The sequence below is a fragment of the Candidatus Poribacteria bacterium genome (assembly GCA_021295715.1).
Taxonomy (GTDB): domain Bacteria; phylum Poribacteria; class WGA-4E; order WGA-4E; family WGA-3G; genus WGA-3G.
Map to the genome: position 1 here is coordinate 35,440 of JAGWBV010000029.1, position 16,724 is coordinate 52,163.

The 16,724-nt window shown below is 47.7% G+C and carries 18 protein-coding genes; 3 read left to right on the plus strand and 15 right to left on the minus strand.

The genetic code is table 11. From position 1 onward, the window contains the following. Positions 1–17 precede the first annotated feature (17 nt). The 4 genes from J4G07_09135 to rpsB form a co-directional block, all read right to left on the minus strand. The gene (locus tag J4G07_09135) at positions 18–848 is read right to left on the minus strand and encodes a phosphatidate cytidylyltransferase (GenBank protein MCE2414154.1); all 831 of its coding nucleotides are present in this window, start codon (positions 846–848) and stop codon (positions 18–20) included. A 16-nt stretch (positions 849–864) separates the two neighbouring features. Further along, entirely contained in the window at positions 865–1,452 is a 588-nt protein-coding gene (gene frr, locus J4G07_09140; GenBank protein ID MCE2414155.1) for a ribosome recycling factor, read from the minus strand. A 107-nt stretch (positions 1,453–1,559) separates the two neighbouring features. After that, positions 1,560–2,153 (minus strand): translation elongation factor Ts, encoded by a 594-nt coding sequence (tsf, locus tag J4G07_09145; protein ID MCE2414156.1) that lies wholly within the window; start codon positions 2,151–2,153, stop codon positions 1,560–1,562. A gap of 156 nt (positions 2,154–2,309) precedes the next feature. Beyond that, on the minus strand, positions 2,310–3,281 hold the full coding sequence (rpsB, locus tag J4G07_09150; GenBank protein MCE2414157.1) for a 30S ribosomal protein S2: 972 nt from the start codon (positions 3,279–3,281) through the stop codon (positions 2,310–2,312). Between the two features lie 228 nt (positions 3,282–3,509). Between rpsB and J4G07_09155 the strand changes: the two genes are divergently transcribed. Beyond that, positions 3,510–4,565 (plus strand): hypothetical protein, encoded by a 1,056-nt coding sequence (locus tag J4G07_09155; GenBank protein MCE2414158.1) that lies wholly within the window; start codon positions 3,510–3,512, stop codon positions 4,563–4,565. A gap of 37 nt (positions 4,566–4,602) precedes the next feature. Here the strand turns inward: J4G07_09155 and J4G07_09160 are convergent, their stop codons facing one another. From J4G07_09160 to J4G07_09180, 5 genes are all read right to left on the minus strand, one after another. Further along, complete coding sequence (locus tag J4G07_09160) at positions 4,603–5,004, minus strand: hypothetical protein (protein ID MCE2414159.1); 402 nt, start codon at positions 5,002–5,004, stop codon at positions 4,603–4,605. A gap of 80 nt (positions 5,005–5,084) precedes the next feature. Next, positions 5,085–6,158 (minus strand): Rpn family recombination-promoting nuclease/putative transposase, encoded by a 1,074-nt coding sequence (locus J4G07_09165; protein ID MCE2414160.1) that lies wholly within the window; start codon positions 6,156–6,158, stop codon positions 5,085–5,087. Between the two features lie 110 nt (positions 6,159–6,268). After that, on the minus strand, positions 6,269–7,384 hold the full coding sequence (locus J4G07_09170) for an amidohydrolase/deacetylase family metallohydrolase (GenBank protein ID MCE2414161.1): 1,116 nt from the start codon (positions 7,382–7,384) through the stop codon (positions 6,269–6,271). A gap of 49 nt (positions 7,385–7,433) precedes the next feature. Further along, positions 7,434–8,114: a 7-carboxy-7-deazaguanine synthase QueE gene (locus J4G07_09175; GenBank protein ID MCE2414162.1), complete on the minus strand. Its 681-nt coding sequence runs from the start codon at positions 8,112–8,114 to the stop codon at positions 7,434–7,436. Between the two features lie 137 nt (positions 8,115–8,251). Further along, on the minus strand, positions 8,252–8,623 hold the full coding sequence (locus J4G07_09180) for a VOC family protein (GenBank protein MCE2414163.1): 372 nt from the start codon (positions 8,621–8,623) through the stop codon (positions 8,252–8,254). Positions 8,624–9,469: 846 nt separating this feature from the next. Here J4G07_09180 and J4G07_09185 point away from each other — a divergent pair. Both J4G07_09185 and J4G07_09190 read left to right on the plus strand, forming a co-directional pair. Next, complete coding sequence (locus J4G07_09185) at positions 9,470–9,811, plus strand: STAS domain-containing protein (protein ID MCE2414164.1); 342 nt, start codon at positions 9,470–9,472, stop codon at positions 9,809–9,811. A gap of 70 nt (positions 9,812–9,881) precedes the next feature. Further along, the gene (locus tag J4G07_09190; GenBank protein MCE2414165.1) at positions 9,882–12,005 is read left to right on the plus strand and encodes a hypothetical protein; all 2,124 of its coding nucleotides are present in this window, start codon (positions 9,882–9,884) and stop codon (positions 12,003–12,005) included. A 4-nt stretch (positions 12,006–12,009) separates the two neighbouring features. On the opposite strand, the gene J4G07_09195 is transcribed toward J4G07_09190, so the two are convergent. From J4G07_09195 to J4G07_09220, 6 genes are all read right to left on the minus strand, one after another. Further along, positions 12,010–12,231 (minus strand): hypothetical protein, encoded by a 222-nt coding sequence (locus tag J4G07_09195; GenBank protein ID MCE2414166.1) that lies wholly within the window; start codon positions 12,229–12,231, stop codon positions 12,010–12,012. Between the two features lie 65 nt (positions 12,232–12,296). Further along, complete coding sequence (locus J4G07_09200; GenBank protein MCE2414167.1) at positions 12,297–13,058, minus strand: WYL domain-containing protein; 762 nt, start codon at positions 13,056–13,058, stop codon at positions 12,297–12,299. Positions 13,059–13,075: 17 nt separating this feature from the next. Further along, complete coding sequence (locus J4G07_09205; GenBank protein ID MCE2414168.1) at positions 13,076–13,348, minus strand: hypothetical protein; 273 nt, start codon at positions 13,346–13,348, stop codon at positions 13,076–13,078. Continuing rightward, on the minus strand, positions 13,302–13,709 hold the full coding sequence (locus J4G07_09210) for a hypothetical protein (GenBank protein ID MCE2414169.1): 408 nt from the start codon (positions 13,707–13,709) through the stop codon (positions 13,302–13,304). The genes J4G07_09205 and J4G07_09210 overlap by 47 nt, the downstream gene beginning before the upstream one ends. Then, positions 13,675–13,908, minus strand: coding sequence for a hypothetical protein (locus J4G07_09215; protein ID MCE2414170.1), 234 nt, complete (start codon positions 13,906–13,908; stop codon positions 13,675–13,677). The genes J4G07_09210 and J4G07_09215 overlap by 35 nt, the downstream gene beginning before the upstream one ends. Before the next feature lie 160 nt (positions 13,909–14,068). Beyond that, positions 14,069–15,670, minus strand: coding sequence for an AAA-like domain-containing protein (locus tag J4G07_09220; protein MCE2414171.1), 1,602 nt, complete (start codon positions 15,668–15,670; stop codon positions 14,069–14,071). Between the last annotated feature and the right edge of the window lie 1,054 nt (positions 15,671–16,724).

The window sequence follows — 16,724 nt, forward strand, 5'->3', positions numbered from 1 at the left end:
GATGGCTGACAGCCAATCTAAATGTGTCCTGTCAATGCCAGATAGTAATAAAGCACGGGTGTACTAAAAATTAAACTATCGCACCTATCAATAAATCCACCATGACCGGGGATGACCTGTCCGGAATCCTTAACACCGGCAGTTCGCTTCATCAGAGAGGCACTGAGATCTCCAAGTTGTCCCAAAACACTCAGTAGCAGCCCAATAAAGACAGCGTGCCCCCAAGAGAGTGTTCCTTTCAGAAGAATTGCATTCAGCAGGAAACTCGTCAAGGTGCCGACAACCAATCCACCAATCGTTCCTTCAATCGTTTTCCGTGGACTGACGGGGGTGCCGAGTTTGTGTTTACCGAACGCTCTGCCAACGAGATACGCGCCGGTATCGCTACACCAAATGATTCCAGCCAATAGGAAAATCAGTTGCCTACCGATCGGTTCCGCGTTTCGGAGTAAGATGAGATGATAGCCTAATGCCCAACCGATTGTTAAAATGCCGGTTAATTTGAGTGTGACAGCGAGCAATTCACCAGCGACCTTCGCCCTAAAAATACTTTCTGCGAAAATATAAATGAATACGAAGGTAAAGTAACTGAATATGACCGTTGAGGCAGACGTTGTCTGTGTGAGTGTAGGCAGAAAATACGCGAACAAACAGAACACACCTGACAAGAGTGTCGGCATCACTGGATTCAATTTTTCCGTGAAGTGCTGTGCTAAACGACAGTACTCAACTTGCATCATCACCACCGCGACAGATACAAGTATCAGGTAGAGCCAGTTCCCCATATAAACAATTAGGAGGACTAACGGTGCCAGCACAACTACACTCAAGGCTCGCCGCCAAAACATATTTTTTAGCTATCCCTCAAGTTTCTAATAATTCGGACTCTTTCGCCTCCGTCAACTCGTTAATCTGGTCGATGTACTTATCCGTAAGCTGCTGAACAGGATCCGCGCTTGCTTTCCCGCGCTTCTTATCCCCTCCACGTCCTCGGCTTTTACCGCCGCCGCCAGCATCACCACCCTCGGCTTTTTTAACGGCTTCGTTAGCATCGCGTCGGATATTCCGAATTGCCACCTTCCCCTCTTCGGCGAGTTTACGGACGACCTTCGTTAACTCGGTCCTCCGCTCCAATGTGAGCTCGGGGACTTGGATGCGGATAATGTTTCCGTCATTGTTCGTTGAGAGTCCCAAATCTGAGTGGGCGATCGCTTTCTCAATTTCTGTAATTAGTGTTTTGTCCCAAGGTTGAATGACAAGCTGCCGCGGTTCAGGCGTGGTAATCGTGCCGACCTGACTCAGCGGGCTTTTACTACCGTAATAAGTAACGCTAACCTGATCCAAGAGTGCCGGTGTCGCACGCCCTGTTTGTACATGCGACAATTTCGTCGCTGTCGCTTCGATTGTCTTCTTCATCCGGGACTCAGTCTGTTGAAGAATTTGCTGTTGCATCTGGTTTTTCCCTTAAATGGCTGTCGGCTCTCAGTCCTCAGCAAAGATACCGAATTTCCGCTGCGGCGTTCCTTCTCTTTGCCGACTGCTGACTGCTGATCGCTATTTTACTGTCCAAGGACGTAGAGCACAAAACGTTTGACGACAATGTTCTCACCCAATTGGGCTATTGCGTCCTTGACGAGACCCTCAATGGTCTTGTCTGAATCTCGGATATAAGGCTGCTGTAGGAGGCAGGTCTCTGTATAGTATTTAGAGATGCGTCCTTCAACAATCCGTTCAGCGATGTGGGAGGGTTTACCCTCTTGCTCGGCTTGTGCTTTCAGAATTGCTTTCTCTGATTCAAGATCTTCGGCAGGTACATCTTCCGATTTAACATATTTCGGTTTCGCAGCGGCGACCTGCATTGCGATCTCTTTCGCCAATGTTTGGAATTGCTCCGTTCGCGCGACGAAATCGGTTTCACAATTCAGTTCGACCAATGTGCCAACACGGCTGCCGGGATGGATATAGGAAACAATTAATCCTTCTTCTGTCGTTCTACCGCCTTTGAGCTCGGAGGCTCTCAATCCCTGCTCCCGTAATTTCTGAATTGCTGCGTCAATATTTCCGTTCGTTTCTGTTAGCGCCTTTTTGCAGTCCATAATCCCTGCCCCCGTGCGCGAACGGAGGTCGCTAACAAGCTTTGCTGTAATTGCCATGTATCCTCCTCTTATTTATTGGCGATCAGCAGTCAGGACAGATTTTTTTTCAAAAAATCCTTTCAGCAATCAGTTAAGAGGGTATTCTATAACGAAGGTTCCCCTTTGCTGACTGCTGATTGCTGACTGTTGATTGCCATCTTGCTGATTGCCAATTTATTGAGACTGTCGTCGAGGGGCTCTTCCTCTCCGTCGTTGACGTGGCGCACGTGTCTGACGCTGCTCTCCATCGCCAATCGCCTCTGGTTCTGCGGACAGTTGTGCTTCTTCGAGAATCGCGACACTTTCTTCCTCGTGCTTTTCCACCGCAAGTATAGCATCTACTTGCGGGACAGTCGCTGCGGGCTGATCTGCTTCCGTTGCAACCTCTGCGCCTTCTAACGCATCTCCCCTGCCACTAATTACTGCATCGGCTAAGACAGAGCAAATGAGGCGAATCGAACGGATAGCGTCATCGTTCCCCGGAACCGGTAAATCAATCGGATCAGGGTCACAGTTGGTATCAACGATAGCGATGATCGGAATGCCGAGTTTGTTTGCTTCTGCGATCGCTGTATGCTCCTTCCGTGTATCAGTAACAACGACGACTTCAGGGAGATTTTTCATCTCTCTGATACCACTCAGGTTGCTGTCGAGCTTGCCTTTCTCACGTCGCAGACGCATTACTTCTTTTTTGGGCATCTGATCGAAAAGCCCATTGGTTTCATCAGCATCCAATTTATCTAATCTGTTGATGCTTCGACGGATGGTTTGGAAATTCGTTAGCATACCACCGAGCCACCGATGATTTACGTGGTACATACCAGATCGCACTGCTTCGCCTCGCACGGCTTCTTGCGATTGCCGTTTCGTGCCCACAAATAATATCCCACCCCCGTTCGATGCGATCTCCTCAACGAAATGGGCGGCGGATTCGAGCATACGTAGCGTCTTTTGCAAATCGATAATATAAATCCCGTTTCGTTCAGCGAAGATGTATTCTGCCATCTTCGGATTCCAACGACGGGTTTGATGTCCGAAGTGAACTCCACATTCAAGGAGCTCTTTCATTGTAACTGCCAAAAAAAACCTCCTAAGTTTGCGGGGACTCTGTCGTCCCCACTGGGTTTTCGCGTCCACCCCTTTCATGTCTGCATCAGACTCTCAACACGAGAGAACCCGCTGTGCAAATCGAGAGGTGTGTCGTATCCAGTATTGATTGTGTAACTCCCGATGAACGTTTTTCATCAGAATTGATGCAAATATTTTACCACAGAAATGATTGAATTTCAAGTTTTTATAACACGCGTCTTACTTGGTGTCAAGAAAATTGTAGAATCCAGACCGATTCTGTGGTATAAAACGGTAGGAGGGAGAATGGTGAAACACCTCGTTGAACAGATCGCAGCGCACTTCAAGACAGAAGTAAATGCCCTGCAACTTGAACCGATTCAGCACGGCAGTCAGCAGAAACACAATGTCTGTCGTTTGAAATGCGGTTCTGTGAACTACCTACTCAAACAGCACGACATCACCACACCCGTCGTTCAAGCAGGTTACACCCCTTGTCAAATTGAATCCACTGCCCTGTCAATATTACACCGCAACGGGTGTCGGGTCCCGAAAATCATTTGGAAATCAGATGCCTCACATGCTCTGTTGTTGGGATGGTGTGGTGAATTGACCCTCGATGCCATGGCACAAAGCAGACCGTTATCTACTCTCAAACCCATCTTACAGTCCGCACTCACGGAACTCTGTCGGGTTGAAACCGTGTTCGCAGAAAACACGGAACTTCTTACGCCATACGCTTTCCGCTTTGATCTGGAAGTTACACTGCAACGTTTACTTGAACAAGGCAGAAAAACCTTGGGATATCTTTGTGGCACCATGACCGCATCACAAACGGCACATCTCGATGCTGTATGGGCTATCCTTTCCAACCGACTCCGAACGGCACCACCGACTTTCGATAGCCTTGACTACCAGAGTCGCAACATCGTTATTTCAGATGAAACCCCTTTTTTAATTGACTTTTCGAGTGTTGGCTGGGATTGGCAGGAAAGGCGATTGGTCCAATTTTTCAATAGTATCGGAGCAAATCAAGAGGGGGCAAACTTCGTCTCGTTGTTAAATCGAGAGTTGGTCAATACTTATGCAGCGTGGGTTACCGCACATCGTGAAACCTGTTCATCTACGGAGATCGCGGCACGTGTTGACGGGCATCATCTTCTCTTTTACCTCTCGGTTATACATCAAATTTTGCGTGCCGTTGCGCAACCGGAAGTTTCCGAAAGCAGAATACTCCTCAAGGCGTGGGGTGATCTCAAGGCGAGATACCAAAACGCGCTGAGGCAGGTTATTCGGACAGGATTGAGTGACGACGTTCACACAACTCAAATTCGAGAGATGATTGCCAATCGAAATTCATAAGCGATCAGCCAGTAGGCAGGATGATGGCGTTCAAACATCACTCCTTGATTGTATCCTTAAGAATTGTTCTCTCAAGTTCAATAAGGAACGTTTGCACCTCTGGGGTGGACGGTTTGGTGGTGTGGAACTCGGTCTGATAGGATTTTAGTACCCTATAAAGAGACGTTAGGCTAACTTTCCGTTCCTTGGCTGCCTCACGCACGTTGGCAAAGACCGCAATTACCTGATCCTCCGAGATACCGTCAGGACGGTTTTTTGACTTAAGGTGTTTCTCGACACCGTTCAATGCCCGTTCTGCCATCCAATAGCGGGCACCTTCAGGACCGCCGACTCGGCGGTAAACCACGCCACCCGCGATTATACTGACTGCCACAACCACTAATAGAAAAGTCAGGACACGTCTATAACAACCGCTTAGTTTTTTGTTCGTACTCGCCATGTTTGTATGTATTTATACCTAAATCACTCTGTGAAGGTTATACTTGCGGAGCGTTAATCTTAGACAACCGCCTCAACTTTTTAGTTGTTACGGATTTGCCAATTAATCCCATCAAGCGTGTCGGCTTCCCAGACCGCTTCAAAGAGCGAGTCAAGGCGGGATCCGCTCTGGATTGAGGTAACCTGATTCACAACCGATTCTGGAACGTCCTTAAATCGGAACTGCAGCAACTTGAGGACTGCTGCCTGTTTCGCTCGAGTTTCACCTTGTTCAATGCCTTGTTCAATGCCTTGTTCAATGCCTTGTTCTCTGATAACATCAGCCATTGATTTTGCCATTGTTTCTACCTCCAACTCATGCGTATGTTGGTCCACTAACTTTATCAATTCTTGATGTTCTTCCGCAGGACGACGATGCAGAATCAACAAAAGCATATACGTAATAGCGCGCCGCCACTGACCAGATGCCGCCGTATCAAGCGCATTCAGGCGGGATATTGCTTCTATAAGTGCTCCTACTAATTTCTCTTTACTTGCACGCTCCTTTTGAAGAACCGTAAGCAACCAGCCAAACGGATGGTTCGTTTTCGTTAAATCCGAGACTTCTGTTCTCTTGACATCTAAAAACAGTATCTCACACTCCGGAACAAATTGAGACATATCTTCAGGGGTATCCATTATCGCCTCAAGCGTCAACGGAGCATTCCACACCTGATCTCCACTGTAAAAGACTATCGGCAGAATCGGGCGTAAACGCCGCGCATGCTCTGGAATAGTGTTGGACACCCATTCCCGCTGCTGCGCAGTCCAAATATCCATCATGTAAGACATCACCCGCAAGCCCATTGAAAGGTCAACTTTGGATTGGTGTTCAATCAGGATATAGATAAGCAGGTCGTCTGTTTGAGTTTCACGCGTATAGGGCACCCGGAAAAGTAAGTCGGCTTCCTGTTCGCGAAGGGTATCGACAATCAAACTCCTATTGAGTTGGGTGAGTTGACTGAAATCAATGTGCTCAAGGAATGCTCTGGGAACAACGATTTCTAACAACCCTTGGACGAATTCTATATATTGCAGCAGCCATCTCGTGCTCCGATCAGGAAAATGTGTGATAGGGATGTCAAAAAAACTACGTATATCTGTATCTTCGAGCATGTGCTCTCCTTCCGCTGATATAATAGGATAACACGATTTACTCGAGAAAACCAACATAAATCGGTTGCGAGTTCATGAGACCTCGCCATCGGTGGATCCCAATAGAAAACTTAGATTTTTCCTTCGCGTATCGTTAACGCCGCTTTCAATTTTTTATTGCCGATAAATTTTGTGTCGTGTGCGTCAAAGAATTCAAATTCACCGTCCAGCACCTCAAAGACAGCGACATCTGCAACGGTTCCAACTTTCAGATGACCGAGTTGTTCCTCATGTCGGATAGCCTTCGCCGCGCTAAGAGTCGCCTTTTCAATCACTTCCTCAAGTGAAAGTCCCAAGTGCATCAACTTCGATAGGACTGTTGGTAAATCGTAGACGGGTCCGTTGATGTTCCCCGTGTGGAGATCGGTACTGATAACATCGGAAATGAACCCCTGTTCCATGGCGCGTTGTGCAACCTCATAGTGAAAACTGCCTGCCCCGTGTCCGACATCAAAGAGAATGCCGTCTTCGCGAGCCTTCCAAGCTTCAGGAATCACTCTCCCTTTTTCGTCAACAATATTATCACCGTTGCCTTGGAAACAGTGGGTAATAACATCGCCGGGACGGAGTAACCGCAGAATATCAGGGAGCGGCACGCCAGCACCGATATGGCACATGACGGGGGTTTCTGCGCGTTTAGCGGCTTCAATGGCAAGTTTCAACGGTTCAACGCCGTTATCGCCAACCTGCATTTTCCCTTGACGCACCTTGACCCCCACCGTCATATCACGATGTGCTTCTAAGGTCTCCGCTACGCGCCCCGGGTCAGCATAAGCCATATCGTGCATTTCACCGACAGGACCATACACAAGCCCAATTCCAGAGATGTGGATATAGGTGAGAATATTCGTCTGCGCGGGTTCGGCAATGAATTCACGGAAACCGGGGAACGTCACCCAACTTGGACTGCCAGCATCGACAACGGTGGTGGTCCCTGTTGTTGGACAAACGCCGTCTGCTCTGATCCCCCACGTTGTTACACCGTAATAGACATGCGTGTGAATATCAACGAGTCCCGGTGTCACGAATTTACCCTTAACATTGATGGTCTGCGTCGCTGCGCCTTTGGGAATATCCTGTTCAATCGCAGCGATGATACCGCCAGTAATTGCGACATCGCGCGGTGCATTCAAGTTCTGTGCGGCATCAATGACAGTGCCACCTTTTAGCAGAAGGTCATACTTCATTTTCGTGCCTATCTTGGTTTTCGGGTGTTTCTACAGAAGAACTAACTCCTTAGACGCCGCGTTTATCTCCCCATATATCCACGTGGACACGAGGGGAATAACGATAACCGTTCTCTTTGCAGAGATCCACCAACCATTCCTGTTTCTGTTGTAGCAGGGTCGGCGTTGTCCCTTGAGGCATTAAGAGGATGGTCTCGGCAGGAATATCAATCTCCGTCTGTAACGCTTGGATCTCCGCTAAATCTTCAGGGGCATCCACGACAAATTTCACTTGGCATGGATAGTTATCCAAAAATTTTCGGATAACATCCGGACGGATGCGTCCACGTTCGTGACGTTTGAAAAATCGGTTGTCTGTTGGTGGATTAGAGTTACGCAACTTAGGACTCATGGAAATGAGATGTGCCGCTACCGCCGCAAAAAGAGTGGCGTTCGTTTCAATTGTGATGTGATGCCCCCGTTTATCCAATTCACAACAGAGTTCCATCAACTCCCTTGCCTGAATAAACGGCTCTCCACCGGTAATAACGACGTGCTGACAGCCGTATTGCGAGATCGCTGCAACGCTTTCAGAGACAGAGATGTCCCGGTCTTCAGGGGTCCAAGATGTGTAAGGTGTATCACACCAAACACATCTCAGATTGCAATAACTCGTTCGGAAGAAAACAGAGGGAACACCGATAAATTGTCCTTCACCCTGAATCGTATGGAAGAGTTCGCTAAATTTCATTCTTTCGTCCCCTCGCGCAACGTTCAGTCAAGGTGATGTGTAGCTGACAACATCTTGTTAGATCGGTCTTGGATATTAGGGAAATTAGACGCGAGTGCTATTTACGAACGGTGCGAGGTAGCGATTGCCGCGAACGATTATGCCTCAATGAGTTCAATTTGAACGTTGTCGGGTCCCTTGAAAAACGCCATCATGAGTCCATTGGGTTTCAAATCTTCAAGTTCCGCGCCTTTCGCTTGGAGCTTCGCGACTTCCGCGTCCAAGTCTTCTACGGTAAAGGCGAGTTGATAGACACCCCAACGTGGATTTCCACTGGTGTCCTCGACTTCCATATCTCCCAGCTTCGGTGAGAGAAAGATCCGTTCGCCGCCGATTTCCATCCGAGTGATCGGTAACCCGCGGACCTCTACGGTTTCTGTGACCTTTCCATCAAACATCTCTTCATAGTAACGAACTGCACCTTCTAAATCTTCACAACGAAGATGAACGTGGTGAAATGTAACTGCCATTTTTAGAATTTCCTTTCTTTATAGGGCTTACGCAGTTTTGACCATAGCACGCTTTATGAGATGGAGATGCCAAAAAAACGCAGACGGTCTTCTGGCACAAACTCACGGTTTTGCGGCGTACTCACCCAGATGCAACGTGCATCATGCTACAGAAGAGTAGCGTGCGTAAGTCCTACCTTAGAAGAATCGCGCGTGTCACGCGCGAGTTGAAATATCGTATAGGATAGGTAATTATCACATAATCGGTAGAATGTGTCAAACTATTTTTTTATCCGTGTCCGTTCAACCCAATCTACGATTTTATCAATTTTCGCAGCGCATTTTTTGTAACAGACCCTACAATTTCTGCGTATTTCCATAGGAGTCGTCAGAGGTCATCACCCAATGACATAAGTTCTGTTTAGTTTAGGTGTCAACTTGGGTTATATAGAAATACACTTGCTTGAACTCTTTGATAGTGAGAACGCTGCAGTTTCGGCATTATCCGCATAATATCTAAAACTCAATGCCATGTCAAATGAGGACCGGTTTTACCGGTCCTTTTTTTGTCCATTGTCTGAATCAGGATTTACAGGATTTTAGGATTGTCAGGATTATGAGTCAGGAGTCAGCGAAATAGTCATCAACGGTCAGCACACTACAATTTGAAGTTAGGATGCAGAAATCTCTGAAAAAGTCGAAGTATTATTCATGAGTTATGAATAAAAAAAATGAAAAAAAATCTAACTTTTTTGTACGAAATGCGTCTAAAGTAACGAATACATCAACTGAACATTCAAATTGTGTAAAAAGTAAAAAAGAAAATAGACCCTTTCAATGTTTTCCTAAATAAAAAAGGAGAAAATAATGTCAACCCAAATTCGTAGACAAGGCGACGTAGCGATTGTGGAACCCAATGGAAAATTAGTGGGATCCTCCGTGGTAGAATTACGAGAGGCAATCGCACCGCAAATAGAGACTTACGACGAGCCACGTATCCTTATCAACTTTGAGAACGTCAATATGATTGACAGTTCAGGACTTGGTGCTCTCATGGAAGCACGTGCGATCACGACCCGAAAGAAGGGGCGCATCGGGGTCATCAACGTTGGCAAAAACATCAAAAACTTGGTCCTTCTGAGTCGTCTCGTGAGTATGTTTGAACATTATGACACTGAGGATGCGGCAGTCTTAGGGCTATCCGCATAGAACACAGAGCGCAAGCGCATCAAAAGGGGATCGGTTTTACCGGTCCCTTTTTTGTTGAAGGGTCCACAACATGTCGCTGGAAAAATGGACAACGCTCCAAACGGAACATATCCAACACCTCGCAGAAACCCTTGCGAAACGGGAACTTCCTGCAATCGGGCAGCTGGAACCAATAGCGGATTTTGAGGAACTCCTCACGTTTGACGAGGCACAACCGACACCGATCGAATTCACACCACAAAATCCTGCATGGCGGTTAGAATCGGTTGCCGCACGGGTCATTGAGGCGGTCGCGATCGCGGCACATGAACCGCTTACTGAATTCGGATACCACGAACTCGCGCGTATCCTGTCAGCGCACGCTGAATATCTCTATACCTATCCAGACGGTGAACCGCGTCCGAGACTCGAAGCGGGAGGCGCGCTGGCATTGGTAGGCGGTGTCTGTGCATCGCTTCCGCAATCTCAACTCTGGCGACTGGCGGGTTTCGGAAGGGTCTCAACGGTGCTGGCAGAGGTTGCGCCGGTGCAGACTGATGCGCATCTCACCGATCCAATTGACATTGCTTTCTCGCTGGCGAACGAACGAAACCTTCCAATTCTGGAGTCCGCCGTGACTGCCTATAACAGCGTTCTCAAACGCGACCTAACACCTCAGCATCAATACAATTTACCCTTCAGCGATAGCGACTTCTTTGACGCGCTTAATCTGGATTATCCCGGAATGGCTGCCGTGAAATCCGCCTTCCTCGCAGAGGATACACCCACCGCAATATCCGCATATACGGACTTTCGGAGAAAATTTTTAGATTCACAGATTGAACGTAAATCATTGCCGCTAACAGATAGATCCGATACCTATACGACTGCGAAAACCTACCTTGAATGCCTGATTCGATTATCCATCCATCCGACACCGGCGATCACAGCAACAACAGAACTGGGTATCGCTGCACACCTCCTCCCTGAATTCCGTGGGAGTGAACAACTTCGCATGCTCGCGCGCCGTCGCTATAAATGGATAGTGGACGCGTTTTTCCACTCGGATGGATTTCACAAGGATCGCTCACTCCGTTCCCACGTCGAGGCAATTGCTGATTTCGTCAGATTCCTATCTGTTTATGAAGAATCCACGGCGCGTGACGATTCCCGTGAAGAGATACAGGCATCACTCGAAAAACAGGTGGAAACATGCCTCCTTTTGCGTCAACCCGATAACTCGTTTCCGCCGCTGGAACCGCTCCCTGCCCCGAACTTCGATGCCGATGAACTCCGCACAATTGCCGATAGCAGCTTTCAGCGTGAGGGTTTTCCGTCCGCTGACATCACTTCACACGCGCTTCCTGAGACCGGCTGTTATGCGATGCGGGATAGTTGGGAACCCGAGGCACAATACCTGTTTTTCGATACACATCCATCCGGGAAACCCAGCCATACGGATACCTCGACGCTGGTGTTACACGCACACGGACGGCACTTGACAACAGGTACTGTTCGCGTGCTTGATGCGCCGCTCTCCGCATCCGATAGGATTGACACGCAATGGATAACAACCCCTGCTTTCGACTTCGTTGAAAAGTGGCATCAAACGACAACTATTCACCATAAACGCGCCATCTTTTACCTCAAAGGCGAATACTTCATCTTGCATGACCTCGTCCTCGGCGACGGCGCGCAGACATTAGAACAGATCTTCCGTTTCGATCAAGGCGCAGCCGCTCATACTGCACCTCACACGGGGCACATACAGACACAAGACCCACGCCGTAGCAATCTGTTCATCGGTGCAGTGGATGCGACCAACCTAACCGTAGCCTCGGACGCGGACACTGTTATCTATCGGAAGCATGAGGAATCGCCGGTCGCAATGAACACATTGTTATTTCCTATGAAACCTGAAGTTAGATTTAATCCGACGCTCTCCGCTATTGAGGTGCATACGAATCCCGATGTTTTGGGGACAGGTTTCACTCTCCAGTCGCACAACGCAATGGACACGTTCCTCATCTCTGACGACGGTTTGGCGGAGATGTCCGCTACAGATATTCGGTTTGTCGGTGAATACCTCTTCTTACGGAGGGATGCCGCCGGTTCAGCCGTTCAATTTGTGATGCTGAAGGGTCGGTTCCTACAGGTGGATGGGAACGTCCTCGCCGATTTCGATGAAGCCTGCGAGAGTTATGTGGGGATGTAGGGGCTTACGGTTTTGTTGCCGTGATACGCTTTGATCGGCAAACATCTTGATATTCTACATATACATCGGGAAGTTTCCGCTTCGTATGTAATGCTAATCCTTTGCCCATTACCCCACTTATGTTGACTGGAATTGTCAATGTTTGAAGTCTGGAGGAAAACAGGTCGCCATCAACAAGGGAGAGATTATCTCCGATCTGCTTTCGGCTGCGAGGTAGGATAGACACGTTGGTTATTCCTCTCAATCTCTAACCAAAAAGGCATAATTAAACTTGGCTCTTAATTCGATTGATTAATCCTCAATGACCTCTAACGCTTGCATTCGCTCAAGTGCAAAGACGCGGGTATCCTGTCGTAACTCGCAAAATCCTTCTACACACAAGGTCTCACCGGACTCTCGGTTGTTCGGAATATTCAGGAACCGTTCTGGGACAACCACACGTGTCGTCCACCGTTTAGCCCTCGGTTTTTTGTACTCGAACCGAATCCGCTGGTCGTTGTCAATCGCCGATTGGATGTCCGCGAATTGTTCCGAGAATTCTGACTGTGATGGCTTTAGCGTAAAACTGCCGAACATATCGACTTCCCGGTACATACCCCTGTAACATTCAGCGCAGACGAGTCGGAGAGTATCTAACTCGTTCGTACCACCTTCAAATACCGGAATATCATGCAGTAGATAGACATCCTGCTCCTCGTCACAATGTGAACAGATCGAACCGTTTTCCCGGATAACCCGCCGTTTCCGTTCATCCCAATCCGGGGGCCAACACGGCAAATGGTCATAGATTCCGGTTAAAACGGATTTTACCTTCTCGAGTGTGGCACGTAAATCTTCAACATCAGTTTCTGAGGTTATGTCTTGTGCTACACCCTCATTTGGCACAAAGAGCGACAGAATGAGTTGTGACTTCTGTTTTTGCAGGGCAGTTTCAATCTCATGTTTTCGCATTTGCAATAGGATGATACACGAATAATGCAGGGAGTCCCCGTTGGAAAGTGCTATATCGTATTCATAATCGGTCTCTATCTTGCACACACTGCAATAAGGCATTTGACCCTCCTTGAATGTCAAGCATCAGGAAGACGTTCATCTGAAGGTCGTCCCTGCACAACAGGAATCACATAACTCCGAACTGTTACAGCGTCGATCGTCTCGGTCTCCCGACGCGGCTCTGGATCTTGGCGATGATCAAAGACGACAGAGTACCCTTCTGTTGCTCCTTCCACCTTGAGGTATGCCGCTAATTGCTTCTTTCCTGCTTGATAGCGACTATTGCCTCGCCAAATCTTTGTCTCAACTGCGTATTGATGAAATCTCGCGATTCTTTGCTTTTCCTTCATCTGTGAGGTGGCGACCTTTGGGTTTCTTTTTCGGTGGAATGATCTGAACATCGAGGCAGGTAACCCCTTGGAAACCCGAATCTTGATACAGCAGGCTCCCAGGCGGCGGAGAATCGCCTGCTGTGTCAGCGATACGCTTGTCGTGGATGCGACCTTCATACGACGCTGTGAGAAACACGACTTTGCTATCGGTATGTTGTTTCTTTTTCCCACTGTAATATGCCTTTTGTGCCTCTACGTCTTTCGGACGCTGAATCGGACGTTCCGTGCCATCCTGAAAAAAAGGATGTGATGCCTGAGCCGCCACCGAGAGTTCCGCAGATTTATCAAAGGGTGCGGCGGGTGTTTCCCGGGATGGCAACTCGCCAAGGTCTGCCAATATTTTTGGAGTGGGTATAGCGTCGCTTTTTTCGGTCTTTCCCCTGAAGCGTCTTTGTTTCGACGGATGCCAAAAATCGCTTGGAGAAATAAGGAACGAGTGCCGAGAACTCTTCAAGGGTATAACCTGTCAGCGACAGGAAGCGTTTCGGTTTATCCTTCAGAGTTTCATAACGGGTCATCAGTTGGGCTCCACTATGATATTTCTTCTGATTTTATCATAAACCAACTAAAACTTACAAGTAAATCGGAGCTAAGACGATCTGGATACAAATATGTCTTCTAATTCGCGAAATCCGTGTCATCCGTGAGAATCCGCGATTCAGACAGTTGACAAAATATTTATTTATCTGAAGGACGTTCCTGAACTACAGGAATGACGTAACTCCGAATCTTTACACCTGCTACCATCTCTGTCTCTACGCGCGGGACTGCGGGTTGGCGGTGATCGAAAACGACGTAGTATCCTTCGTTTGCCTTTTCTAATTTCAGATACGCGGCAAGTTGGGTCTTGCCTGTCTGGTAGTGCTGCTCGTTTCCCCAAATCTTCGTTTCGACAATGTACTTCTGTCCTTTGTGAAGGATGAGGAGGTCCATCCGGCCGCGTCCGGTTGGGACTTCCATGTACATCGCGCCATCCACGCTCTCAATGAATTGATCGAGATAGGCAAAAAGCAAATGCTGCCCAATGAATTCTTGTGGAGTATCGGGGACCTGGAGTATCTTAAACCCGGCGCGGGCAATAAATGCGCCGAAATTATCAAGGAGCCGCTCCATCTGGATATGGCCGGTGGGCGTAAGGTATTGAAAACTCACTGTGCCTTCCGGGAAGTAGTCGCGCTCCAGCCCGTTAACTATCGGCTTGAAGGCTTGTAGAATACGGTAGAAATAGATCGGATTGACAATTTCACACCTTCTGTCAGTCCCTCTCGTGATGACCCCGTAGGTTGCGAGTTCATCAATGATAGGATTGTCAGGGTTGAATCGGACACTATTCTCATAAGAGACGATTTGCATCAGGAGGGTTTCAAAGCGCGGATCTCTGCGAATATTGGATAAGAGATGGTCGATATTGGTGTTTCGCTCGTCGAGAAGCCATCTGTGTGCAGTCGTAAAGTGATCCATCGTAATCGTTTCTGTCTTAGGGATGTCCAGTTCCTCGGTAAGAATCTGGGCAAGCCGATTGACGAGGAAGGGTTGGCCTCCGGTTTGGTTCCAGAGGGTTTTGATGACTTCTGGTGCGAAGGCTTGGCCACCCTCAGCGGTATATTGTCCAAGAAGTTCGCCGACCTGTTCCAAACTAAAGTTCGGTAAGTGAAACTCGTCTTGGATATTGAAGGGAGAGATAGACCTATCGTAGTTGAGTTGCCGGATGCTCTTGACCCCGACAATACTCACACTATGCGGACATCTATCGGTAGAGCCAGGGAGGTAGATACGGCGGAGCGCATGCAGAAAACCTCTCACGGCTTCTTGCGGGATTCCATCAAATTCGTCGATGATGAGGATAACCTGTTGCTCGCCGTATTCAGCGTTTAGAAGATTTCCAAATTGCCTAAAGAATCTTCCCATTGAGAGGTGATCCGTTATTTTTGTATCTTGTAAGAATCGTGTGAGTGCCTCAGTCGGCACATTTCCACGCTGCTGAAAGGTATTCTCAATTTCTTCGCGAATATCTTCGTAGATGCCGTTATAAAAAACTGAGGGCGTACAATCTTCATAGACCTCAAAATTCAGTTGGATTGGGAAGTAAGTTGTTTCCGCCGCTGAAAGTGTATCCAGGGCACGTTGGAAGAAGGTTGTTTTTCCTGTCTGTCGTGGTGCGAAGATAACAATGTAGCGGCCCTTTTTGACACGGTCAATGAAATCCTTCACCTTCTCGGACCGGCTAACAATGTAGTTTTCATCAGGGTGCACGGGACCTTGCGTTCCAAAGGTCTTCATTTCCTTTTCTCCAAAAGCCGGATATTCCTTGAGATCACCCGTGAACGGGGCATGTTGCCCAACTTTAGATAGCCGGGCGAATTGAGGCTTGGCAGTTTATTTGGATCATATCTAATTCTTCATTTTATCATATTGCCGTAGGAAAGTCAAGTGTCGGAATTATGAGATCGGTGCGTATCAGGTGTGTGAGAAGTGGTTGAAGGATCGGAAGGGAGAGACGTTGCGTCGCGAAGATTTGCAGCAGTATCGTGCAATTTTGGTAGCTATAGCGGAGACGTTGCGGGTTATGGCAGAGATTGATGCGGTTTCCTAACCTCGCCTACTGCCAATATCTAAGTGATTATGGGTTTTACTATAATTTCTCCTTATCAACAACAATGGTGAAACGCGAAGCAATCTCATTTTCCTTGCAATTGATCGCAAATGCGCCTATAATTGATTCAAAGCCAGCACCAATACGGAAAGAAGCAATGAAAACCTACATTACCGTCTGAAATTTCGGTCCCATAGAAAAAGCAGAGATAGACCTACGTCCGCTGATTGTATTTGTCGGTGAGAGCAACACCGGCAAGACCTATCTCGCGGCGCTCATCTATGCATTACACCAACATTTTGAAGGGTTTTCACAATTACCTTGGGCAGGCTCTATTCCTTCTTATGTTGATTATTTTTACCGTTCACGAGAACGTAATTCACAGGACCGACAAGAAGCGTTAGAACAAGAAGTAGAGGTACTCGAAAAATTAAACACGCCTGAGCGTCCGTTCAAATTTTCCGATTTAACTCAGTGGATACACTCTATGTGGAAGTTTAAACTCACAGATCAGGAAGACGTCACAAACCAACTCAAAAGGTGTTTCGACCTTGAATCCGATTCTAAGTTAATTAGATTTACTGGAAGTCGAAACAAGAAAATGAACGTTTCACTATCGGTTCGCGAGGGCGATCAAAGGTATTGGGATTTTGAGGCGACGACCACTAGTGCTGTGTCACTCCTAAAATGATGGATGTGGGCAGCCACAAGGGACTGCCCCTACAGGGAAAATCCCTTCAA